This window comes from Congregibacter litoralis KT71 (assembly GCF_000153125.2).
GTDB lineage: Bacteria > Pseudomonadota > Gammaproteobacteria > Pseudomonadales > Halieaceae > Congregibacter > Congregibacter litoralis.
On the sequence record NZ_CM002299.1, the window covers coordinates 1568711 to 1591216 of the forward strand.

Here is a 22506-nt window from a genome sequence, read left to right on the forward strand (position 1 = left end):
AGCTCAACGGGGCTGTCTGTAATAGTCGCGGTACCAGTCCACAAAATTTTGAATTCCCGCGTTGATATCTGTTCCGGGACGATATCCCACATAGTCAGCGAGGGCCTCGATGTCTGCATAGGTCGCAGGAACATCCCCGGCCTGGAGGGGTAAAAACTCTTTCTCAGCCTCCCGCCCCAGGGCTGTCTCGATGGCGGCTATAAAGTCCATGAGCGGCACAGGCTGGTTATTGCCGATATTGAAAAGGCGGTAGGGCGCGCAGCTGCTTCCGGGGTCGGGTCGGGCCGAATCCCATTGGCTGTTGGCCTTCTGCCGGTTTACCCAGCAATCGCGTAATGCCCTCCACTATGTCGTCAATGTAGGTGAAGTCGCGACGCATCTGTCCCTGGTTGAAGACCTTGATGGGTTCTCCCGATAGGATCGCTTTGGTGAACAGAAACAGTGCCATGTCCGGTCGGCCCCAGGGGCCGTACACGGTGAAAAAGCGCAGCCCCGTAGTGCGCAGTCCGTAGAGATGGGAATAGGTATGAGCCATGAGTTCGTTGGATTTTTTCGTGGCCGCGTAGAGGGATACGGGATGATCCACGTTGTCGTGCACGGAAAAGGGCATCTGGGTATTCAGCCCGTAAACGGAACTACTGGACGCATAAATCAAGTGCGCCGTATTGGCGTGGCGACAGCATTCGAGGATATTCATGAAACCGTCGATATTGCTGCTGATATAGGCCCGCGGGTTCTCCAGGGAATAGCGGACTCCCGCCTGGGCGGCGAGGTTTACCACGGCATCCAGGGCGTGATCGGCAAACAGTCGCTCCATGGCGCTGCGATCCTCGAGATCCAGGTTGGCAAAGGTAAAACCCTCGCGTGCCTGCAGCTGCGCCAATCGGTCCCGTTTGAGTTCAACGGAGTAGTAGTCGTTGAGATTGTCGAGACCCACAATCTCGTGGCCATCGTCCAGGAGGCGGTGACTCAGATGAAAGCCAATAAAGCCGGCAGCGCCGGTAACGAGAACACGCATAGAGGGGGCTCCTGTGAACAGGTCGCTATGGTAGCAAACACCATCCTGTGACTCAGTACCTGTTCAGCAGGATCGGCGACTGGTAGCGTTGGCTTTTGCCTTCAATGGATTGCCAGATGGTCAAGTCAAAACGCGTGTTGCTCACCGGCGGTGCGGGTTATATCGGCTCTCACAGCTGCGTGGCATTCAGTGACGCCGGTTTCGAGGTCAGTCTTCTCGACAATTTTTCCAACAGCTCGCCCATTGTGCTTGAGCGCCTGGAACAGATTCTCGGCTATCGGCCGGCACTCTACGAGGCAGATATCCGTGATGAACAGGCAACCCGCCGGGTGCTGGAAGAGACGTGCCCCGACGCCGTGATTCATTTTGCAGGTCTCAAGGCCGTGGGCGAGTCCGTGGCCATGCCCCTGCGGTACTACGACAACAATGTGTCGGGCACCCTTTCTTTGGTTCGCGCCATGGAGGCTGCCTCGGTGTTTCGCCTGGTGTTTAGCTCCTCTGCGACGGTGTATGGCGATCCCGCGTCCGTGCCCATCACGGAAAACTTTCCGCGCAGCGCGACAAATCCCTACGGGCGCAGCAAGCTGATTGTTGAAGATATGCTCATGGATCTGGTGGCCTCAAACCCCGCATGGAAGGTGGCTCTTTTACGCTATTTCAATCCCGTGGGCGCCCATGAGAGCGGTCTTATTGGTGAAGACCCCTCGGGTATACCCAATAATTTAATGCCGTTTATTGCCCAGGTGGCCGTGGGGCGTCGTGAAAAACTCAGCGTTTTCGGGGGCGATTACGATACCCGCGACGGCACCGGTGTTCGGGACTACATCCACGTATCGGATCTGGCGGCGGGGCACGTGAGCGCCATGAGCTGTCTCGGAAATCATGGCGGTGAAAAACCTCTGATAGTCAATCTGGGTACAGGCACGGGCTACAGTGTGCTTGAGCTTGTGCATGCCTTTGAAAAAGCCAGCGGCCGTGCCGTGCCCTACGAGATTGTTGATCGTCGTCCTGGCGACGTCGCCCAGTGTTATGCCGACCCGGCTTATGCCCGCCAGGAACTCGGATGGGAAACCCGCTTCGGCGTGGAGCGCATGTGTGAGGATGCCTGGCGCTGGCAGTCGCAGAATCCCGAGGGCTTCAGGAGCTGAGAACGCGCCTGATTCCCTGGTCGCCCCATCCCGTGTTATTGCTTTTGGTTACTCAGGGGCTGTCGCCGCTGCGCAGAACCCGGATGCTACGTGCCGTCGCGGCGATATCCGACTCATGGAAAGCCACTTTTCGCCACTGCTTCTTCGCATAGAGCGCTGTCTGGTCGCGAAAGTGAGGGCTGCGGGGATTGCCGGATTGACTGTAGCTCAGCAGCGCTTCGGCGACGGGCCCATGGTCGTCGAAGCCAAGGGTGTAGATAAAACTGCTGCCGTGGACCACGGGATACCCCTTATCGGTGAGATAGCGACTGTCGGCGATCTTTGCCGGCTTGATGCCTGCGATGGGCGAGGCCGCCGGGTTACCTGCCATTTGAAGATTGGCCACACCCTCAAAACCGTTGCCCCCGTGCACGGGTATTGCCTTGCCTGCGCGCCAGGCGAACTGTGTGTCTCGTAAACTGGCATTAAGAGGCATTCCTGCCGCGTTCATGACCGCCACGGCGTCTTTGAGAGATTGAAGGGCAAGCTCGGCGTCTCCCAGGGCAGTGGGGGTCATAGCGGGCTGGCTCGCGTCGAAGGGCTCCTTGAACAACTTGCCTGTGCTTACGGTATCCAGGCGGTCGTAGCGGGTTATCCACTCTCGGAACAGCGGTGCGCCCGGGCTATCAAGATTGAGGCTGCCGTCATAGGCCGCCAGCACATCGCAGGCATTTTGCAGGTCTTCAGCCGAAGCCCTGCAGATCGTGATCAGCTCGGGCAGGAGTAGCTCGGCGGTGAGTCCCCGGTTGGAAAACAGCGCCTTTTGAATTTCGTGAATGGCGAAGAGACCGTCGTCGCCTGCATCGCCATAGTCATTCTCCAGCATCCGGACGTTCATTCGCGTCCGCAGGGAGCGAGCCGATTCCGCCGGTCCATACAGAATCGAGTGTCCCGTCGTGGGTTGTCTGGGACTGCTCAGCCAGTAGCTGTCGTTGGAGTTGAAAACGTAGTCCCTGCGCTCAATAAGGGGGCGTTCTGCGAAGGGCACGGTACCTGCGATGGGCGCCGAGTCATCGTCAATCCAGGTGTTGCGGGGATCCCTGGCGTTCAGCAACACCATACGTCTTCCTTGATATAGCTGGGCGGCGAGGGGGTCAGATGTCAGAGACGCCTTCCAAAGGGCCTGGGCCTCGTCACTGAGGTTGCCCACGGTGGAATTATCGAGGTAGAGCGCACGGCCGTCGGCGCTCGTGGCAATGGTATTCACCCAGGGCATGGCGTTGTACTTGCGGTGGGCCTGAATAAATTCATCCAGACTGCGGGCCTCTCCCATGGCTTTCCACTGGGCAAGGAGGGAGTGGTTGCCGACATTGGCGTCCCGGGCGGCGTAGGCGTACGTCCCGTCCCAGGTCATGCCGGGCATGCTCAACAATGGGCCGTGGTCGCTGACATAGACCGTGTGTTCGTGCTGGGTGACCTCGCCATTGGCGTCCCGCAGCGGGAATGTGACCACCCGGGCCTCAATATCGCGCCAGTCGTCCCCGTAGCGATAGCGCATGGGGTTTTCCGGGTCCAGTTCCAGACGATAGAGCACGAGGCGCTGGCTGGCGGACACGGTGTGGGTCCAGCCAAGATTCTCGTTAAAACCAATGGACACGCCGGGGCTGCCAAGGAGGTGAGCGCCATAAATGTTCAGCTTTCCGGGAATGGTGAGGTGCTTCTCCCAAAAGCGGCTTTCGCCGTACCAGGGGTAGTGGGGGTTGGCGAGGAGCATGCCCCGGCCGTTCTCCGTGTACTCACTGCCCAGTGCCCAGCCATTGGATCCCATGCCCTCGAGGGACGCGGCATCAAGGGCTGCAAGCTCCAGTGCCGCGCTGCCGTTCCCTGCCAACTCGGAGGCTTCTGTCGGTGGCTGCACGTTTGCAATTGCGCCGCTCATGCGCGGGAGAGTCTGAGCTGCCATGACCATACGGGTCATATGATCGAGGGGCGTGGCATTGCGGAGCCATTCGGCACCACTGCACCAGGAGCTGTTCCGGGATCCCCTATGCTTATCCAGGTAGCGGTTGTAGCCCGCGCTGTAGCCAGCGAGCCAGCGACGGGTTTCCGCGTCCTGGGCGGCGAGGGCGATCTCGGCCTGGGCCCGAAGATCCAGACCATGGACCACCGCATCGAGGGCTATGTTGCTGTTATTGGCGCCTGCACCGAGATAGCGGGCACTCTCACCCCGTGCCTGAAGCAATGCCAGCGCCATATTACAAACATGGTCGTGGGCCGCGGCATACGCCTCGCCATAGCCCAGGGAACCATAGTCATCTGCCTGAATATGCGGGACACCATAGGGGCCCTTGCGGATAGTCACGCGATAGCCGCCTTCGGGCATCAGTGATGCATCGGAATCCGTCCTCGCCATGGACTGTGCCGTGTCGGCGAGTGACACGGGGGCGCAGAGGAGCGCCTGGAGAAGCACAAGCCCCCCAAAAAACCGGGTGCGAGTGCTGGTGCTGGCTCCACGGCGGTTTTCGGAGTTTTCGTTAACGCTGCTGGAGCAACGGGTGAGGGACGCGAGTGCTAAAGGCATAGCTATCAATCTCTTTTTATCGTTGGGTTTTGCGGTGACTTTATTCTGCACAGCCAGCGCGGGCTGTCTACGTGCGCGGTGCTCAGTTCGCCTATGAAGAGGCGCTGACGGTGTCACGCCACAGCCAGGCAGCGCCACGAACACCACTACTGTCGCCATGCTGGGCTGGGTAGATCTTTGTGCGACAGACGTCGGAGAACAGCTTCCTTGCAAGGAGCGCAGGGACTTCCCGATACAGGGACGGGATATTGGAGAGACCGCCGCCCATCACAATAAGCTCGGGGTCCAGGAGATTGACCACGCCCCCCAGGGCTGTTGCCAGCATGTCTGCGTAGAGTGACAGGCTTGCGCGGTGCGCGTCGTCGGGGTGTTCCAGGGAAAGCTCACCGACGGAGATGCCGTCGCCGTGGAGCTGTTCGTGGCTCAGCGCCAGCCCCGGGCCGCTCAGCCAGGTCTCGATGCAGTTTTGTCTTCCGCAGTAGCAAAGTCGGGACGGAGAGAGAGCGGGTGGAAGCGTCGCCAGGCGATCCAATGGCATAGGATTGTGGCCCCACTCTCCGCTGATGGCGTTGGGGCCCTGAAGCAGGCTGCCCCGGATGACGATGCCGCCCCCCACGCCGGTACCCACGATGACGCCAAAGACACTATCGGCTTCTGCGCCCGAGCCATCGCTGGCCTCCGACAGGGCCAGGCAGTCAGCGTCATTGGCGATACGCACGGGTCTTGCGCAGCAGTCCTCCAGGTCCGCGAGCAAACGCTGGCCGTTCAAAGCGGTGCTATTGCAGTTGCGCATAAGACCGGTCTCGGGAGAGGGGGAGCCCGGTGTGCAGATACCCAGGGGACGTCGGTCGGGTAGGCCTGTTTCGGATTCCAGCTGCTCACAGAGCTCGCGAATTGCTGCAAGGGTGTCCTCATAGCTGTTTTTAGGGGTGGGGCAGCGTGCTCGATGGGTCACGACGCCGGCGGCGTCCATGATCGCGGCTTCGATTTTACTGCCCCCGAGATCCACACCCAGGAGTGATGTTGTTGTTTCCATGGGAGCGTCCTCGGGGTACTTATCTGACCTTTTTGCCCGTTTCATTGACAGGGATCATTGCAGGGGAAAACGGCCTCCGGCTCAATATCCCCAATGGCTAATCAACGAGGATAAATGCAAATGAGTGATTCGGGAAAGCAGGCTCTGGAACGTCCCATGGAATTCGATGAGGTCAACGGCATCGGAGAGGACACCGGCAGTGCCGAGGAGCTTAGTGATCGCGCCCAGCGTCTCCGCCAGCTGGCAAAAATGCGACATGATCCCGCGGCTATCCGTGAGCTGTTTATCTCCGGTGATTACCCTTATAAAAGTAAAATGCCCCGGCGGGAGTACGAGGAAAAAAAGCAGGCGCTTCAAGTCGAACTCCTCAAGGTCCAACAGTGGGTGAGAGATAGCGGCCAGAAAATCGTGATTTTATTTGAAGGTCGCGATGCGGCGGGAAAGGGCGGGACCATCAAGCGCTTCATGGAACATCTCAATCCGCGGGGTGCGCGGGTGGTCGCACTGGAAAAGCCCACGGATCAGGAGCGCGGCCAGTGGTACTTTCAGCGCTACATGAAACATCTGCCCTCGGATGGCGAAATGGTGCTTTTTGATCGCTCCTGGTACAACCGCGCGGGCGTCGAGCGCGTGATGGAATTCTGCTCTCCCGAAGAGTATCTGGAGTTCATGCGCCAAACGCCGGATCTTGAGCGCATGCTGGTGCGCAGTGGTGTGCGTTTGTTCAAGTATTGGTTTTCCGTAACCAAAGACGAGCAGCACGCACGTTTTGCCCGTCGCAAGACTGACCCTCTCAAACAGTGGAAGCTATCGCCCATCGACCAGGCATCCATCGATAAGTGGGACGAATACACGGAGGCGAAAGAAGCGATGTTCTTTTACACGGACACCGCCGATGCGCCGTGGACAGTGATCAAGTCCTCGGATAAAAAGCGCGCTCGTCTGGCCTGTATGCAGCACTTCCTGGCGAGCCTTGATTACCCGGAGAAGGACACCCATCTGGTGCGTCGACCAGACCCTCTATTAGTCGGGCACAGTCAGCACGTCATCGGACGTTCCCGGCATATCCTCGGGCCTTCGGTCAGCGAGTGGTAGCCGGGCGGGTCTGCGGCGCCCCTTACTACACGGGTTTTATCCGCGCCAAGAAAAAGCCTCGGGCTCTTCATCATTAACGGGGGACACCGGGGCTCATTAAACTGAATTTGCGGAAACGGTTTAATGGAGAACACCCGATGTCCCACGCAGGATTAATACTAGGGCTTCCAGAGCTGGAGGTCGAACACGTCGATCGCAATGATGCGATCTCGGTCTACGCCAAACCCAAGAAGCGGCCCTGCTGCCTTCACTGCCAGCACCCGAGAGTGCGGATCAAAGCCACCTACCAGCGGACCCTAAAGCATACACGCCAAGGCAACCAGCTCATCACTCTGCATCTCAGAGCACCGAAGTATCACTGCCCGCGCTGCGGTCGCTATTTCCGCCATCGATTCAAAGGCGTACGGCCGCGCTATCGAGCCTCCGAGGCGTTTCGCCACGAGGTCTTCGAGACCCACGATGGCGGGGTCACCCAGGCCAAGCTCACACGCACCCATGGCATCAGCGCAGCCACTACTGAACGCTGGTACCACGGCCACTGTGAGCGACGCGTCTCGGAGATGTCGAACCGCCCCTGCCCCAAGGTCCTCGGGATTGATGAGCACTTCTTCACCCGCAAGCGCGGCTTCGCGACCACATTGGTCGACCTGCGGCGCCACAAAGTCTTCGATGTGCGCCTGGGACGCTCCCAGGCCAGCCTGGACAGCTATCTGCGGCGTTTGCCGGGCAAAGACAACGTCAAGCTCGTGGTGATGGATCTGTCCGAGACCTATCGCAGCATCGCCCGCCAGTACTTTCCCGGCGCCACGATCGTCGCTGATCGATTCCACGTCATTCGCCTGGTCAATCAGCACTTCCTCAACGCCTGGAAAGACGTGCACCCCGAGGGTCGCAGAAACCGCGGCCTGCTAAGTCTCATGCGGCGCCATGCCTGGCGCTTGAAGCCGGAGCAGCGAGAGAATCTGCGGCGCTACCTGAGCGACTACCCCGGCCTCGCCGCACTCTATGACGCCAAGCAACACCTCAACGAGCTGATGCTACTCAAGAATCTGAGGAAGAAAACGGCCCAAAAGAAGCTACCTGAACTGCTGGCGTTGATCGAGCAGCTGCGCCACAGTCCGCTGAGACGGCTGGCGAAAACCCTGAAGTCTTGGCTTGAGCCCATCGTCATGATGTGGCGATTCAGTAAGAGCAACGGGCCCACGGAGGGCTTCCACACGAAGATGGAGATGATGACGCGAAGAGCGTACGGATTTAGAAATTTTGAAAACTATCGATTGAGGGTCTTAACCCACTGCGGGTGGGATGGCATCATCAATCGTGTTTAGTGAGAAACGGTCCATCCCCCGTTAATTGGGGAGAGCCGGGGATTTTTGGGGGAGCGTATGCTCGTTTCCCTTCTAGATACAGAAGAAACGGATGTGTGGTACCGAAGGCCGGACTCGAACCGGCACACCCGTTAAGGCGGGGGATTTTGAATCCCCTGTGTCTACCAATTTCACCACTTCGGCACTTACTGGTAGATACTTTTCGCTGTTTCCGAATCTTCGATAACACCTGTTTGAAGCAGTTCACCGGTCGGTGAGTAAGTGGCGATTTTGTCACAATTTGTCACAGGACGCATGCTACAAGTCTTGCGATGCATCTCGCCTAAGCAGACTGTAAAGCGCATCAATCCTCTTGTTTGTCCGACGGTTCAATTCCTGAGTTACAGCCTGATTACCGGCAACCAACATGAACATCATTAAGGATACAGTGGTGGTCTCCATCGAGCGTCCAGTTTCTGTAGCCATGATGAACCACATGAATAAGGCTATAGCCACGAGGTTGCTGACTGCCGATACAACAGGGTTGTACGAGGGGCGTAGTGACTCAAACTCGTGCATGACTCTCTCATCACGCTGTGCTTCTTCGTAGACTAATCGAGCTTCCGCTTCGTTCATTAGTAATCTCCCATTGAATACTCCTAACTCTGGCAGAACAGTCTCACAGTTGATAGTGCATCCTGCTTGCACTCGTAAAAGTGCCGTGATTTGCATAGTCCGAAAGGTCATCAATATAAGGGCTAAACTCAAGCTGATACTTGGTCGCGGAGGGCGATGCTGTGTCGGCCGTGTTTGAAAAAGACAGAGGCAGTCACCGCTCCTTCGGTGATGCCTCCGCCCAATTCTAGGCATTTTAAGCCGCTTTACGCTCCTCAGCGGTATCACGCACCAAGTAGAGCTTGTTGCCCGCGAGACCTATTTCCCGTGCTCTCAACAGTTGCCAGCCATACGCACCGAGATACGGGCTAACTGCCTTTGTTGCCATAGCTCGTCTAAGTTGGTCCGCTTTGCATCCAACGGCTATTGCAACCTCCGTTGAGCTAGCCTGCTGAGGGCTATCAGGGGCTGCCAGATACCGCTGAATACGTCCCTTGAACGTATCACTCTCAGTGTCATCGTAGCTCTTACGAACAGGTAACGGCGCTCCCCGAAACAGCTCACCCCAGTGAGCCAGCATCGGCCCGTACTCCATCGTCGCGTGAATCGTCATCTCGCCACAGACTCCATTCTTATCGATGTTTCGGACATTGCCACGGCATGCCATCTGCTTTCCGTACATGAGAAGCTCCCCTTGCTGGACCGTCAACGCGTCGCCAGTCATCCCACGCCCGTGCATGCCCTCCAACTTGGCGTCGCTGGCTCGAGTCTCGGAGTACGCACTCGCTTTGGCGATGATTACGCGCTTGGGCTTCAGGAACTCGCTAAACAAGAAGACGTGCTTGCATCCCTTCCACTGGTTACTGCCAGCGCCCGGTCCCCAGTGAGCGAAGTAGACTCTTCGTTTTTCCCAGTCGAAGCTGCCATCCTCCTCGGTACTCTCGGCTGGCTTCGGTATGACCTGGTGAGTAGTCGCCATGGTTAGAGGATAGACCACGAGAACCCTGTCACCCGGCCCCGTGCCATCAAGAACAGCTTTTCGCATGAACTCCTCATACGCCTTTGCCTCCGTTATGTTGGACTTGTTCCATCGGATGCCCTGCAAGCTCTTCGGGACAACCAGGTGAACAGACTTCAAGTTCTCGTAGTTCACCGCCGGTGGCCGTGGGAACTCCGGTCGAGACCTAAGGAGACGGAAGCACCGCTGGATGTCCCCAGTGGCGTCTAGTATCAACAAGTTCGGCGTCGGCCGGTAGTTCAATGCATATCCTACGAACACATTGCCGGACCAGCGCGAGTAGAATGCATAGTCGATTGATGCCGCTTTTAAGAACAGCGCTGTCCGCTGGAACTCAGTGAATCGCCACCAGTTCTCTAGACACTTTCCAGTTGTTTTTCGTGATGCTGTTCGTAGTCTACAGGTGACAGCAGGCTGTTCGAGCCATGCCGGCGTCTGACGTTGTAGAACATCTCGATATAGTCAAAGATATCGGCCCGGGCATCCTGCCGGGTCGGATATATCTTGCGCTTCACGCGCTCGCGTTTCAGAAGCTGGAAGAAGCTTTCAGCGACTGCGTTGTCATGGCAGTTGCCGCGTCTGCTCATACTGCCCTCAAGGCCGTTTGCGCGTAGAAACGCGCTCCAGTCATAGCTTGTGTATTGACTGCCCTGGTCCGAATGAACAAGTACCTTGCTCACCGGCTTGCGACGCCACACCGACATCAACAAGGCATCTAGAACCAGATCGCTCGTGATCCGTGATTGCATCGACCAGCCAATCACCCGGCGCGAGAATAAGTCGATGACCACGGCCAGGTACAACCAGCCTTCGTGGGTCCGAATATGGGTGATGTCGGTCGCCCATCGCTCGTTCGGCGCAGCCGGATTAAACTGTCTCTGCAGGACATTAGGCGTCACATCATGCGCTTTTCCAGCCTTATGCCGTGGCTTGCGATATCCAACCTGCGCCCTGATTCCAGCGTCTTTCATGAGACGGTGGACACGGTTGGGGCCGCAACACTCGCCTATTTCATGCAAATCACGATGGATCTTCCGATAGCCATACACAGCACCGGACTCGAGCCAGAACTGCTTGATCAGGCCAGAGAGCCGCTTGTCCTCACAACGGCGAGTCGATTGCGGCTGTCGACGCCACGCATAGAAACCGCTGGGGTGAACGTTAAGCAAAGAACACAGATGCCGCACCGGCAACTGGTGGCGATGGGATTGAATAAAAGCGTACTTCACTCGGATTGGCTCGCGAAGTACGCCGCGGCTTTTTTTAGAATGTCACGCTCCTCCGTGACACGCTTAAGCTCTTTTTGTAGCCGACGAATCTCGGCCTGATCATCAGCCTCCACTCGATGTTGCTCAGCAGCCGGCCCGTACTTCTTCACCCAGGCATACAGACTGTGCGTCGTCACGCCCAGCCGACTGGCCACGTCCGCCACGCTGTAGCCGCGATCAGTAATCTGGCGAACAGCTTCTCTCTTGAATTCTTCGGGGTAACGCTTGTTGCTCATAAACACCTCTCTGATAGCCATTTTCTATGGCTGAAAGGTGTCTAGCAAACTGGTGGCGATTCACAGGCAGCTTGTCGCTGACCCCAGAAGTCCTCGACTCCTTGACCAGTTGGCGAAGCCTTCTTTCATGGAACAGCTCGGCGTTCGGTATCGATATCAGGCGCTCTACTGGTGCTTCAAGGTTCATTTGCCCGCCGTCCGAAACGGCTTGCATGCGACTCTCCAACCGCTTGAGAATTTCTACTTCATGCTCCCATCCGTCGGCTCCCAAGCAAGCCTCCATTAGCGACACTATGTCCTTACGACCAATCTCGACGGCCGTAGATAACGCGGGACTCTCATCAAGTATCAGCAGGTCCCTCAGCCGACCGTCAGCCGTATAGGTCACACCATTGTCAGCGTCGCTCTCCTGTTCCTGCTTCCAAAGGTCGTGCGTGGCCAATATGAACCTGGCTGACTTGAGAGACTCCCGGTCGTGGCGCTCTTGTCCTTCCACATACGGACGGTCAGCTCGTCGCGACTCTGGAGCATTCGGACAGTGTGCAGACGTCCAGTAGCGAAGCCAGTGCTGCTCGTCCGGCTTCAGTATCTGTTGGACTTCATTGACGACCTCGCTAAGTAATTTAATCGTCGGTAGACACATAGCTGCAGTGAACGATGGGTCGTTCCTCAGCATAGCTACGATGAAGGCCCAGCTGTAAGTGCTCTTACCTGTGCCCGTTTCTGCTGTGATTATCGTCACTGGTTTACTGCTGTCGTCAGCTCTTGCAGCGGTTACTCGGTCACTGCAGGACGAGAAGATGTACTCAGCGGTTTGCTTATTGAATCCTGTCGGTGCGCTGGTCGAACCACGCAGATTAGCCTGCTGCTGCAAAACGAGGTCGAGACGATTTCTCAGTGATACTGATTCCATGGGTATTCCTTTTGGGTGAGCGGGTGTGTTCGAGGAGGAAAGAAAACTGCAAGAAAGCTAAGAGACCTATATCTCTTGCAAAACTGCAGACTTCTTTGGGTGGTGACATTCAGGGACAACGTGATGCAGCAATTGGCTGAAGCCACAGGACTTTCAACGGTTACTTCAATTTCTTTCTCTATTGAGCCGACTTTTTGTCAGATGTCCTTATCTTCAGGTAGCTGTAGGCATCATGTTATCCGAGGTTATAGCCAATAATTATTATATAAATCAATAACTTGTGTCTCTCTTCCGTAAGACTTGCTGTAGTCCGTCGTCGGCGGAAGCCGATTAAGTAGACCGATTCAAGAACAACTGCTGCTTACAAACGATTTGAGGTTAGTCTGGCGGTGAGTTTCATTGACGGTTGACGATGACTAACAGCATTCGTCCAATCTGCTTCGGTGGTCTATCGAATCAAGCTTTCAGCCGCACCCGATAGGAGGTCCGAAGGTAAGCTCGACGTTGCTCTACCTCAGGTCTACCGCTTGTACGCACAAAAGTAAGGCAAATCTCTCTGGGGTCTTAAAAATCTAATACTATCAATGAGTTATCAGTAACCGCTTACCCTGAAGGTCGCACGACTTATAGTATTCCTCAAAAATACATAATAAATACAAAGGGTTACATTAGCTAAAACAATTCCCCTGACCGCCCCTTGAGAGCTACTTTCCGACGTATGTGTCTACAGTCGTATATTCGTGGACAGTTATGACTTGCCAAAGAATCCGCCAGGTATCCGGCGGTGGTCCTAAAAGGACCGAAGGTGAACCCAACGCGAACGTCTGGACTCGAAAGGTATCTGTGAGCTTCTGAGTGCTCTCTTGGTTGCTACTGACGGACGGTTACACTGGCAGCATCGCTTGCTGGTAGTCTTCAAGCGCAGCAGGATGGCGACTCACTACCGTGTCAAACATTGCGATGCCTTCCTTAAGCTCATCAATCAACGTCTCTGCTGCGTCTGAGTCTTCAGCGGCTCTCACCATCGCTGCTATCAACTCATCTCTGCTCATGGCCTCAGCCATCTGTCGTACATCGTCTACCGTGCTTATTGCTGTCTGCATCATTAGGTCTCCTTCTGACGCCTTACGCGACCTACTGTAATCCGCCGGTATCCGATGGGGTCGCATGCCACCGGCGGTATCTGCTTACTCCCCTTAGCTCACTCGAGTCATCGATGCCTCCAGTGTGGGTAACTAACCTACTCCGTTGCTTCTAGTCGCATCTGTCGCATTAGGCTCATCTGCTCGTCGGAGATGCCTCCGATCCCGCGTGAACCGTTGCAAAGGCCATTGATGTATCGACCTTTCTCATCAGGTCCATTCAGAAAGAGAAGGTATTCATCGTTGAGCGTGTAGCCTATGAAACAAGTCACTCTCTTATCAGCGCGTCGAGTAACCACCTCAGCTGCTGAACTACCCTTCAGAGCTTCGATGACTCTGAATCGATTCTCTCTTCCCTCGCACAATCCCATAGGGTCCGTGACGCTATCCGGATCGAAGTCAGGTGAGACCTTCTTGCCTTTCTGCACAGCTACGGCTTCCGCGTGAACCACTAAGCTGGACCGCGCATACAGCACTCGAGCCTCCAGCAGTGGGTTATTCTGAGGTATCGAGCATGAAGCCGCTGCCGCATTCTGTGATATCGCAAGAAGGATAGGCACAGTAAGTAAGACTTTTGCCGCGCCGCGCCTTGCTCTTCGATTCGGTCTCTCTCTGCTTTGGATATCGGTGTTACGGCGTATCATTCAGCGGCATCCTAGTGCAATCCCCGAGATAGACGATGTCGCCTAACTCTCCCTTAGCTTGTAGCCGCAACATCTCTTCCGCAAGTTCTTTGCATTCGGGCTTGTTGGTATCGATCTTGGATACCCATTCCGGCTCTTCTGGTGTCTCGATATTTAGGTCGGCAGGTGACGTTGCCCAGGAGAGAGGAGTCTCAGCCATCACGTTACGCTCGGGAGGGCTTGTAGGAGGCTGAGTCACCCACCACACTACCATCAGTACAGCTATCGTCCCCAGGAGTATCTGCTGAAGCCGTGTCATAGCTCGTAGTCCTCATACGTCTGCATAACCTCAGCCTTGGTAATCCCAAGATACGTCATGGTCACTGCCGGACTACTGTGGTTTAGAACCTTACTCACCATCTCCACCGGCACACCGTCACTATACATAGCCCAGCCGCGAGACTTGCGCATGCTGTGAGTACCCAGCCGGACTCTGAGGATGTCGCCAATCTCTTTGAATGCCTTGGCTACTGTTACGCGTCCGATAGGCTTCTGCATGGCCTTTGAGCGATTCGCATGTGTCTGAAACAGGTAACGGTCTGTTGGGTGCTCTTGCCGCCTGCGCTCTACCAGCTTGAGAACGGTGTCGTTTAACCGCAGGGTCCGAGCCTTACCTGTCTTGCCCTCTACCAGTCGTAGCTCCCGCCGCTCTGTATCCAATGCTCCGTACTCAATCGCCAGTAAATCGGAAATCCTCAGCGCTAGATTGACGCCTATGCGCCAGATGTCACCGTAGACATCACCTTTATGCTTCCGGAGGAGGTGCTCCACAGTAGCTATCTCGGCCTTCGTCTTGACCGCTTCAACCTCAATCATTCTTTGCTACTCATTGTTACAGGATATATATTAAGTAGCTTAGAATAGACACTAACGCAAAGAAGTCAACAAATATATGGTGCTGCTATGCATCACAATGTAAATGTGTAGGTTAGAGGGTTCTGTCAGACCTGGGCGATAAAGGGCACCAGGCGGTTAGCTGGACACCTCTGGACCTCTCACTGACGCCACCCGAATCCTGTAGGTACACCCGTCGACATACAGTCGAAGACTTCCGAACACAGCCGGACCATGGGGCGTTTCAGCTCACAGGGGACACCCCCACCCCCTTATACATGCGCGTAGGGGTGAGCAATCAGTGGGCGTCCGAGTATTTTTTCTCTCAAGATTCTGAGGGTGTTCCTTGCAGTTGTGAGACCCAGTGCTTGGCGTTCTATCGTGGTCTGCTAGATGCTTCGCGCGTCTCGATAAACAGGTTTTGCCGAAGGGTGGCAATCAATCCGACCAGAAAAGCGGTGAGCGCGGAGAACGCTACGATTACATTCCTCTTGAGCGTCGCCTCTTTATTCATACCGTACTCGATCTCAGACACGGATTTGCACCATGTAACTAGTTCGTCCTTGTGGACATCGAAATCAAGTTTATGTGCCAGCTTATTTCGAAGCCGATTGATCTCCCTCAACTGCTGCACTAACGAGTCCATTCGCTTAGGTGGGTTTCGATGCAGTGCTACTGCCAGGTCTATCTTTCGAGAGAAAGTAAGGCCTAACCCCCTCAATCGTTTTTCATTGTTGATGTAGAGCCCCAGCCACTCGTTGAGAGCCTGCTCAATAATTAGATGGCCCTTTATGAGAATCGTCTCGATGTCATAGGCGTCGTCGAGATGTTTGTCCACATAACCGAACACTTGGTTCTCTTTCATTGTCTTCCTCATCGGAGCGTAGATATAGGCGCACTATGACAGCCGAGTCCGCAACAGTCCTCATCGAAGACCTCTGGGCCGCATTAGACGCCCTCTAACTCCTATCAGACACCCATGATACCGGTTGCTACAAACGGCTCGAAAGAGCCGCCAGCGAAGCCACACAGATTCTCGCGCTGAGTGCCGGCATGGTGAAACGCCATTAAGATCTGGCGTAGGCATTACTGCACCGAACCGTTCACTCGAGCGTTATTGGCCGCCAATCACTTCTCGCTCAAAGCAGCAGTGCAGAAGGACACTTACGAGTTCCCTCGAGCGGTCGATAAGGCGTTCGCGGTGACGAGGATCTAGGATTCCGTTGTGAACCAGATTGCCGCGAAGACGATAAAGCTCTTTGGCTTCTCGGACTGCAGCCTTCACCTCGTCTTCAGGCCTACCCGCGCTTGCTAGTATCTCGGAGACCATGGATTGTATCGCCTGCGTGTGAGACATCCTCGAACCCCTCAGGCCATTGGCAGCATGCTGGAGACAGTCGTCAATAGCCGATTCTTCTCCTTTGATTAAGGTCTCTACCACATCAGCTGCTGTAGCGCGCGCTTCCATCTCATCGGCATTTCTCAGTCTATCCCCAGCCAACACTTCCAACACCATCATGAGCGAAAGGAACTTGGCATTGCTGCTGGACTCGCTAAAGAAGCCTGCATATAGATCAAGTGCCGTCCGAAGTGACTCGGAAGCTCTGGCGTCGGCGCCACCTCGTAGCAGGGCGTCCCGGATGTGTTCGAGAAACTGGGTTGAAGTGTTACCCATGGTGACCGTGGCGGGACCAGCCGTGAAAACCTTAATGTGCTCGTCCACAGGAAAAACGGCTGGCCTGTTCCCGGAAACCACGCCATCCACTCTGCCTCTGTCCTCTTCTGGAACACCAAAGGCTCTGCCAAGGTTCTCTCCGGCAGCTTCCGGATCTTCTGGACGATGAATCGGGTCTATCTCCAATGGGTATGTTGCTGCCATCCCGCGCTCGAGCAACCACCAGTCAAAGCCAACTCTGATCCAATCAAAGAAACCTTCGGCGTCCGCGTCAGACTCAAAGCCTCGTAATGTCAGAACCCAGAAGTGACCGGTGAACTCGACATGCGCCTGAAGGTCCCCAAAGGCCACGTACTCTCCCTGCTCGTTCTCGATATTGAGCTTCTGACCCATAGCCAGCTTAAACGGAATACGCAGCTTGTACATTTAGCCTCCCGTGCTCTGCTCGCGCCGCTGCTTAATCGGCAGCTCTCGCCATCCCTGCGGTAAATCCTGCAAAGCCTTGACCTCCCAGCTGAGCTTCGAGAGTTCATCGTAAAGCATTCGTATCGGCTGACCTGTGTTGTAGTTTCTTTCCAGCACGTCCTCCTTCCCCGCATCGGTATGTCCGAACCACTGCTTCATAAGCATCGGACTGATTCCACAGGTCTTCGCCTGAGTGCCGTGGGTTGTCCGGTAGGAATGAAAGTCTTTGAACTGCTCCGCGAAGTCAGGAAAGTTTCTGTCTCTATATCGTGAGTACCAATCACTGGCTTTACTGCCTCTGCCGTTCGCTCCCAGCGGAAACGCCTCGAGAAGTCTTGTTGCTCCGTCAGCGCGCAATGCTTCTACGTAGTCCTCAAAGCCCAGCCGTATTAACTCAGGATGCACAGGGATACGGCGTTCTGCTGCTGCGGTCTTGAGTTGCAAACCTTCCTGTTGAGCGCCCACTAGATCGAGGCACAGCACACCCTCTATCTCCCGCACTCGTTCCAGCGGCATTTGGACTAGCTCAGATCGACGCGCACCAGTGAACAGTGCTAGAAGAGGTAGCCACCAGTAGGCCGCGTTCCCGTAACTGAGATTGTACGAAGACTGAGGTGTCCACACTGGACTTGTGAATATGCGTTCTAGGTCAGCATCTGAGTAGCTCCCGCGTTCCTTCGGTGCGGGCTTTACCTTCTTGCTATCAAAGGGGTTGATTCGCACCGCATCGTTTGACTCTCTTAGCCATTTCATAAGGCCGCTGAGTGCTTGTAGGAACCCGTTAATGGTAGTGGGGGAGTACAGGTCCTTCTTTGGAATCTCTGACGCTAGTAGGTCCTCCACTGACCGCCCTCTATAGGCTTTCCGCTTGTTGCGTTGCGCTGGTAGCCGCTTCATATCCTGCATAAAAGTTGTGACGTGCTCACCAGTGATGTCTGGAGCTGCGACAGGGCCTAGTAGGGCCTCAAAGTTATTGACTGCTTTCCGATAGCGGTCTTGCGCATCCTTGCCTGCTTCGGACGACTCAATCTGATTGGCGATAAAGGGTTCTACCCAATCACTCAGTGTTCGGATGTCTTCCTCCTTGCCTGTGGGCTTTGCCGGCTCATTCGGATTCTGGCCGAGATAGTCTGACTCACCAGCCATTGGCTCGCCTCGATACAGCCCAAGGTGATACCGGTAAAGCTCAAGCGTGGCTCGCGTCCATTCCCGCCTAACCTCCGCCAGGTTCGAGTCGGCCACGGCTTGCTCCTCTGGAACACCGACGAATGCCGCTAGTTTCTTACGAAACCGTTTGAACTCAGGACGTGTGTAAGCGTTGTGTCGTAGCACGTCATCTAACAGTCTGAGTTCATCATGTAGGACATCCTCCTGGGGACTGAACGTTTGCTCGTCACTGTGTCTGCTAAACCAGCCGTCGTCCGTGCGACGCGTTCGCCAGTCATCGTCGATAGCTTCCCTTTGTTCCATGACGTAAGCATGGACGCGCGCTCTGATGTCACTAGATGACAGAATCAAATCTCCTCGCTCAACGGCAGACAGCAGATGCTCTACAGCGGATATGATGTTTCGTGCTCTACGTTTTGCAGTCGAGCGCTGATGTGTTCCTAGAGGATACCGTAGCTCACGTTGACTCAGTAGGCGCGCGTAAATCTTCGGTATTGCGTAGCGAAAGTAGTAGCCAGAGGGCCGGAGGAAGACGTGTTTTGTCACAGCTGTTTGTCCCAATTAGGGACCGATGAGGCTGCGTCAAAAGAAAAGCGCTTGTATTCAAGGCTTTATCAAAAGGTCATACCGAAGGCCGGACTCGAACCGGCACACCCGTTAAGGCGGGGGATTTTGAATCCCCTGTGTCTACCAATTTCACCACTTCGGCACTGATGTGAAACGCTGCTCCGTGGCCAGAGCGGGCGCGATTATAACAGCGCCCTTTCCCCTGTCGCCAGATATTGTCCAGAAGTTCTTCCAAAGAAGGCGTAGGGAGTCCCGAAATCCTGATTTTTCAGGCTGTCGATTCGGGGGATGATTCTGTACACTCCCGTCGCGCAGGGCCCCTAGGGCCTGCACCCACTGAGTATCCGCCCACGCGCCCAAACGCGCGACGACAGAGAGAAAAGAAGTATGACCATGACATTGGTAAAGAAAACCGACGAGTACAGCATCTTTCAGCGTGGTGATGAGCGTTATGCCGTCAAAGATGCCGCCAAGCGCCCGGTAAACGGCGAAGACAAAGTACGGATTCTGTTGGAAGAAGGCCTGATCAAGGTTGCAGAACCCGCCCCCGCCGAGGCCGTCGCTGAAGAAGCGCCTGCCGAGGAAGCGCCTGTCGAGGAAGAAGCCGCGGCAGACGAGGCTCCTGCGGACGAGGCAGAAGCCGCGCCCGAAGAGGACGGGGAAGCCAAAGAATAATTTCCGATACCCTGCAGATCGCGCGGGGCGTTCCCGCGTTTCCCGCGTATCTGTTTCCATCGCAGCCATGCAGCGTTCTGATTTTAGCTATGACCTCCCTCAGGAACTGATTGCCCAGACGCCCCTCGCGGAGCGCTCGGCGAGTCGTTTACTGTGCGTGAATGGCATGCAAAAGTCCTTTGAGCACAAGGTATTCACCGATCTTCCCGAGCAACTGAATGCCGGTGATCTTCTCGTGTTTAATAACACCCGCGTACTGCCGGCGCGTCTTTTTGGCGTCAAGGAAACCGGTGGGCGTGTTGAGATTCTTATCGAACGCCTGACGGGCGACTGCAGCGCCCTGGCCCACATCCGAGCCAGCAAGACGCCCAAGCCCGGCATGAGCATCGCGCTTGCCGCCGACGTTGATAGTCCGGCGACCGATGTCCGGCTGACGGTGCAGGGACGCGAAGGCGAGTTGTTTAAAATCACCAGCGCTGAAAGCCTGGGCCCCTTGTTGGCGCGCATTGGTCACATGCCTCTGCCGCCCTACATTGATCGCGCCGATGCCGCCGAGGATAAGGAGCGTTACCAGACGGTCTATGCCCAGCGTGATGGTGCTGTTGCCGCCCCCACGGCGGGTTTGCACTTTGATGAGGCGCTTCTGAAACGCCTTGATGCCCTGGGTGTTCGTCGAGCGGAGGTCACCCTGCATGTGGGGGCGGGCACCTTTCAGCCCGTGCGCAGCGATGACATCCGCGACCACGAGATGCACGCCGAGTATCTGGAAGTAGATCAGGCGGTTTGCGACGCGGTTGAGGCCACCCGTGCGCGCGGTGGCCGCGTGGTTGCCGTGGGCACGACGGCGGTGCGCAGCCTAGAGACGGCCGCGGCGTCGGGACGGCTCGGGCCCTACGTCGGCGATACGCAGCTGTTTATCTACCCGGGTTACCGCTTTCATTGCGTGGATGCCATGGTTACGAATTTTCACCTGCCGGAATCCACGCTGCTCATGCTCGTGAGCGCGTTCTCCGGTAAAGACTTGATGCTTGCCGCTTACAACGAAGCGGTAAAGGAGCGCTACCGCTTTTTCAGTTACGGTGATGCCATGTTTCTTACACCCCAGACGGGCGTGCGCGACGCATGAAGTTTGAGCGTATTTCCAGCGATGGCGTTGCCCGGCGCTCCCGCCTGCATTTCGATCGCGGCGTTGTGGAGACGCCGGCCTTTATGCCCGTGGGAACCTACGGCACGGTAAAAGGCATGCTTCCCCGGGATGTGGAAGCCCTGGGCGCCCAAATCATTCTGGGCAATACCTTCCACCTTTGGCTTCGCCCGGGCACGGATGTCATCAGCGCCCATGGCGACCTCCACGATTTTATGCAGTGGCAGGGGCCTATTCTCACGGACTCCGGTGGATTCCAGGTATTCAGCCTTGGTGAGATGCGCAAAATCAGCGAGGAGGGGGTGTCTTTTCGCTCTCCCGTGGATGGTGACAAGGTGTTCCTTGATCCAGAAAAATCCATGGAGATCCAGCGGGCCCTGGGCAGCGATATTGTGATGATCTTTGACGAGTGCACGCCCTATCCGGCGACTCGCGAAGAGGCCGAAACATCCATGGAGCTATCCCTGCGCTGGGCGAAGCGCAGTCGCGCGGCTCACGGTGACAGCAAGGCGGCACTCTTTGGCATCGTCCAGGGCGGTATGTATGGCGACTTGCGGGCGCGATCTTTAGAGGGGCTGGTGGAGATCGGCTTTGACGGTTATGCCATTGGTGGCCTCTCCGTGGGAGAGCCCAAAGATGAGATGCTCTCGGTGCTTGAAACCCTGCAGCCCCTGATGCCCGAGGAGTATCCGCGGTATCTCATGGGCGTGGGCACGCCGGCAGATCTTTTGGAAGGAGTTCGACGGGGCATTGATATGTTTGATTGCGTGATGCCCACGCGCAATGCCCGCAACGGTCATCTGTTTACATCGTCGGGCACGATCAAGATACGTAACGCCCGGCACCGTCACAGCACGGCGCCCCTGGACGAGAACTGCGGCTGCTATACCTGCGCCAACTTCAGCCGAGCCTATCTCCATCATTTGGACAAATGTAACGAGATTCTCGGCTCCCAGCTCAACACCTTGCACAATCTCCATTACTATCAGGACCACATGCGTGGCATACGCGACGCTATTGAAGAGAAGCGTTTGGATGCCTTCGCCGAGGACTATTATCGGTCCCAGAGTATGGGGTGACTCCCATTGAATGCCTACCGGTTAGTGGGGGTAGGGCCGTGATTACGGTTGCGGTAAGCCGGCCTGGCAAACATCGCAGACACAGCCGACATAGAAGGATATAGCATGCTGTACAAACTTGGAGATCTCAGTCCGACCCTGGAGGGGGAAGGCCACTTCGTGGCACCCAACGCGGCGGTTATCGGTCAGGTGACACTGAGAAGCAACAGCAGTGTCTGGTTTTCCTGCGTCCTTCGTGGCGATGTGGAGGCCATCGAGGTGGGTGCCGGCAGTAATATTCAGGACGGCACGGTCATCCACGCAGACCCGGGATTCCCAGCGGTCATCGGCAAGAACGTCACCGTAGGCCACAATGCCATGATCCACGGCTGCACTATCGGCGACGGCTCTCTGGTGGGCATTAATGCCGTGGTGCTTAACGGTGCCAGAATTGGCAAGAACTGTCTCATCGGTGCCAACGCACTGGTCACCGAAGGCATGGAAGTGCCCGACGGATCCATGGTTCTGGGGGCCCCGGGCGTCATCAAGAAAACCCTCAGCGCTGAACAGCAGGCAATGTTGTCTCTTAATGCCGAGCATTACTCGGCTAACGCTGTGCGTTTTCAGGAAGAACTGGAGGCCCTTGGGGATGAGTGAGCGTGACGAGCATGCGACAGGGCTCTCAGGCGCTGAGGAGCCGGCGTCACCCTGCGTGTCCATCTGTGCCCTGGATGAGAACGACATCTGCATGGGTTGCTATCGCAGTGCCGAGGAGATCACCGATTGGTTTATGGCCAGTGCGATGAAAAAGCGTGAGATGCTGGCGCTGGCAAAGGCACGACGCGAGGCCGATAATCCCATCAAACTGCTGTAGGGTATCGG

General features: G+C 56.1%; 20 protein-coding genes, 2 tRNA genes and 2 pseudogenes. 8 read left to right on the forward strand and 16 right to left on the reverse strand.

Translation table 11 applies throughout. The features are described from left to right. Window positions 1–3: 3 nt before the first annotated feature. Window positions 4–1018, reverse strand: a pseudogene (locus tag KT71_RS07155) (NAD-dependent epimerase). Between the two features lie 116 nt (window positions 1019–1134). Here KT71_RS07155 and galE point away from each other — a divergent pair. Next, window positions 1135–2166 (forward strand): UDP-glucose 4-epimerase GalE, encoded by a 1032-nt coding sequence (gene galE / locus KT71_RS07160; protein ID WP_008296106.1) that lies wholly within the window; start codon window positions 1135–1137, stop codon window positions 2164–2166. Window positions 2167–2218: 52 nt separating this feature from the next. Here the strand turns inward: galE and KT71_RS07165 are convergent, their stop codons facing one another. After that, a complete protein-coding gene (locus KT71_RS07165) occupies window positions 2219–4726 on the reverse strand; it encodes an acylase (RefSeq protein WP_008296105.1) in 2508 nt (835 codons plus the stop codon). A 91-nt stretch (window positions 4727–4817) separates the two neighbouring features. Next, a complete protein-coding gene (locus tag KT71_RS07170; RefSeq protein WP_023659407.1) occupies window positions 4818–5762 on the reverse strand; it encodes an ROK family protein in 945 nt (314 codons plus the stop codon). 120 nt (window positions 5763–5882) lie between these two features. On the opposite strand from KT71_RS07170, the gene ppk2 reads away from it, so the two are divergent. Continuing rightward, a complete protein-coding gene (gene ppk2 / locus KT71_RS07175) occupies window positions 5883–6857 on the forward strand; it encodes a polyphosphate kinase 2 (protein WP_023659408.1) in 975 nt (324 codons plus the stop codon). Window positions 6858–6994: 137 nt separating this feature from the next. Further along, complete coding sequence (locus KT71_RS07180) at window positions 6995–8185, forward strand: ISL3 family transposase (RefSeq protein WP_023659409.1); 1191 nt, start codon at window positions 6995–6997, stop codon at window positions 8183–8185. Window positions 8186–8281: 96 nt separating this feature from the next. On the opposite strand, the gene KT71_RS07185 is transcribed toward KT71_RS07180, so the two are convergent. The 13 genes and pseudogenes from KT71_RS07185 to KT71_RS07250 form a co-directional block, all read right to left on the reverse strand. Continuing rightward, window positions 8282–8368, reverse strand: a tRNA-Leu gene (locus KT71_RS07185). Window positions 8369–8482: 114 nt separating this feature from the next. After that, complete coding sequence (locus tag KT71_RS07190) at window positions 8483–8800, reverse strand: hypothetical protein (protein WP_023659410.1); 318 nt, start codon at window positions 8798–8800, stop codon at window positions 8483–8485. A 235-nt stretch (window positions 8801–9035) separates the two neighbouring features. After that, window positions 9036–10040, reverse strand: coding sequence for a hypothetical protein (locus tag KT71_RS07195; RefSeq protein WP_008296100.1), 1005 nt, complete (start codon window positions 10038–10040; stop codon window positions 9036–9038). A gap of 113 nt (window positions 10041–10153) precedes the next feature. After that, window positions 10154–11301, reverse strand: a protein-coding gene (locus KT71_RS07200; RefSeq protein ID WP_169729146.1) for an IS3-like element ISGpr2 family transposase whose coding sequence is annotated in 2 segments (ribosomal slippage) — window positions 10154–11064 and window positions 11064–11301 — 1149 coding nt in all. Because the reading frame shifts where the segments join, the coding sequence is not laid out codon by codon here. Next, window positions 11243–12214, reverse strand: a complete 972-nt coding sequence (locus KT71_RS07210; protein ID WP_008296098.1) for a DEAD/DEAH box helicase family protein — start codon at window positions 12212–12214, stop codon at window positions 11243–11245. Before KT71_RS07210 ends, KT71_RS07200 begins: the two co-directional genes overlap by 59 nt. A gap of 884 nt (window positions 12215–13098) precedes the next feature. After that, window positions 13099–13320, reverse strand: coding sequence for a hypothetical protein (locus KT71_RS07215; RefSeq protein ID WP_008296097.1), 222 nt, complete (start codon window positions 13318–13320; stop codon window positions 13099–13101). A gap of 666 nt (window positions 13321–13986) precedes the next feature. Further along, window positions 13987–14199, reverse strand: coding sequence for a hypothetical protein (locus KT71_RS07225; RefSeq protein ID WP_152025190.1), 213 nt, complete (start codon window positions 14197–14199; stop codon window positions 13987–13989). Between the two features lie 95 nt (window positions 14200–14294). After that, on the reverse strand, window positions 14295–14855 hold the full coding sequence (locus KT71_RS07230; protein ID WP_008296094.1) for a tyrosine-type recombinase/integrase: 561 nt from the start codon (window positions 14853–14855) through the stop codon (window positions 14295–14297). Between the two features lie 394 nt (window positions 14856–15249). Beyond that, window positions 15250–15738 carry a hypothetical protein gene (locus KT71_RS07235; protein WP_023659413.1) on the reverse strand — a complete coding sequence of 163 codons (489 nt, stop codon included), beginning with the start codon at window positions 15736–15738 and terminating at the stop codon, window positions 15250–15252. Between the two features lie 249 nt (window positions 15739–15987). Beyond that, on the reverse strand, window positions 15988–16974 hold the full coding sequence (locus KT71_RS07240; RefSeq protein ID WP_008296092.1) for a hypothetical protein: 987 nt from the start codon (window positions 16972–16974) through the stop codon (window positions 15988–15990). After that, window positions 16975–18255 carry a site-specific integrase gene (locus KT71_RS07245; protein ID WP_152025191.1) on the reverse strand — a complete coding sequence of 427 codons (1281 nt, stop codon included), beginning with the start codon at window positions 18253–18255 and terminating at the stop codon, window positions 16975–16977. A gap of 300 nt (window positions 18256–18555) precedes the next feature. Continuing rightward, window positions 18556–18726, reverse strand: a pseudogene (locus KT71_RS21335) (DUF6538 domain-containing protein); the annotation flags it as partial. A 79-nt stretch (window positions 18727–18805) separates the two neighbouring features. Further along, a tRNA-Leu gene (locus KT71_RS07250) sits at window positions 18806–18889 on the reverse strand. A 245-nt stretch (window positions 18890–19134) separates the two neighbouring features. Between KT71_RS07250 and KT71_RS07255 the strand changes: the two genes are divergently transcribed. The 5 genes from KT71_RS07255 (at window position 19135) to KT71_RS07275 (ending at window position 22498) form a co-directional block, all read left to right on the forward strand. Next, complete coding sequence (locus KT71_RS07255; protein WP_008296090.1) at window positions 19135–19422, forward strand: hypothetical protein; 288 nt, start codon at window positions 19135–19137, stop codon at window positions 19420–19422. Between the two features lie 67 nt (window positions 19423–19489). After that, a complete protein-coding gene (gene queA, locus KT71_RS07260) occupies window positions 19490–20548 on the forward strand; it encodes a tRNA preQ1(34) S-adenosylmethionine ribosyltransferase-isomerase QueA (protein WP_008296089.1) in 1059 nt (352 codons plus the stop codon). Next, on the forward strand, window positions 20545–21645 hold the full coding sequence (gene tgt / locus KT71_RS07265) for a tRNA guanosine(34) transglycosylase Tgt (RefSeq protein ID WP_008296088.1): 1101 nt from the start codon (window positions 20545–20547) through the stop codon (window positions 21643–21645). The genes queA and tgt overlap by 4 nt, the downstream gene beginning before the upstream one ends. Window positions 21646–21750: 105 nt before the next feature. Further along, window positions 21751–22281: a gamma carbonic anhydrase family protein gene (locus tag KT71_RS07270; protein ID WP_008296087.1), complete on the forward strand. Its 531-nt coding sequence runs from the start codon at window positions 21751–21753 to the stop codon at window positions 22279–22281. Further along, complete coding sequence (locus tag KT71_RS07275) at window positions 22274–22498, forward strand: DUF1289 domain-containing protein (RefSeq protein ID WP_008296086.1); 225 nt, start codon at window positions 22274–22276, stop codon at window positions 22496–22498. Before KT71_RS07270 ends, KT71_RS07275 begins: the two co-directional genes overlap by 8 nt. Window positions 22499–22506 lie beyond the last annotated feature (8 nt).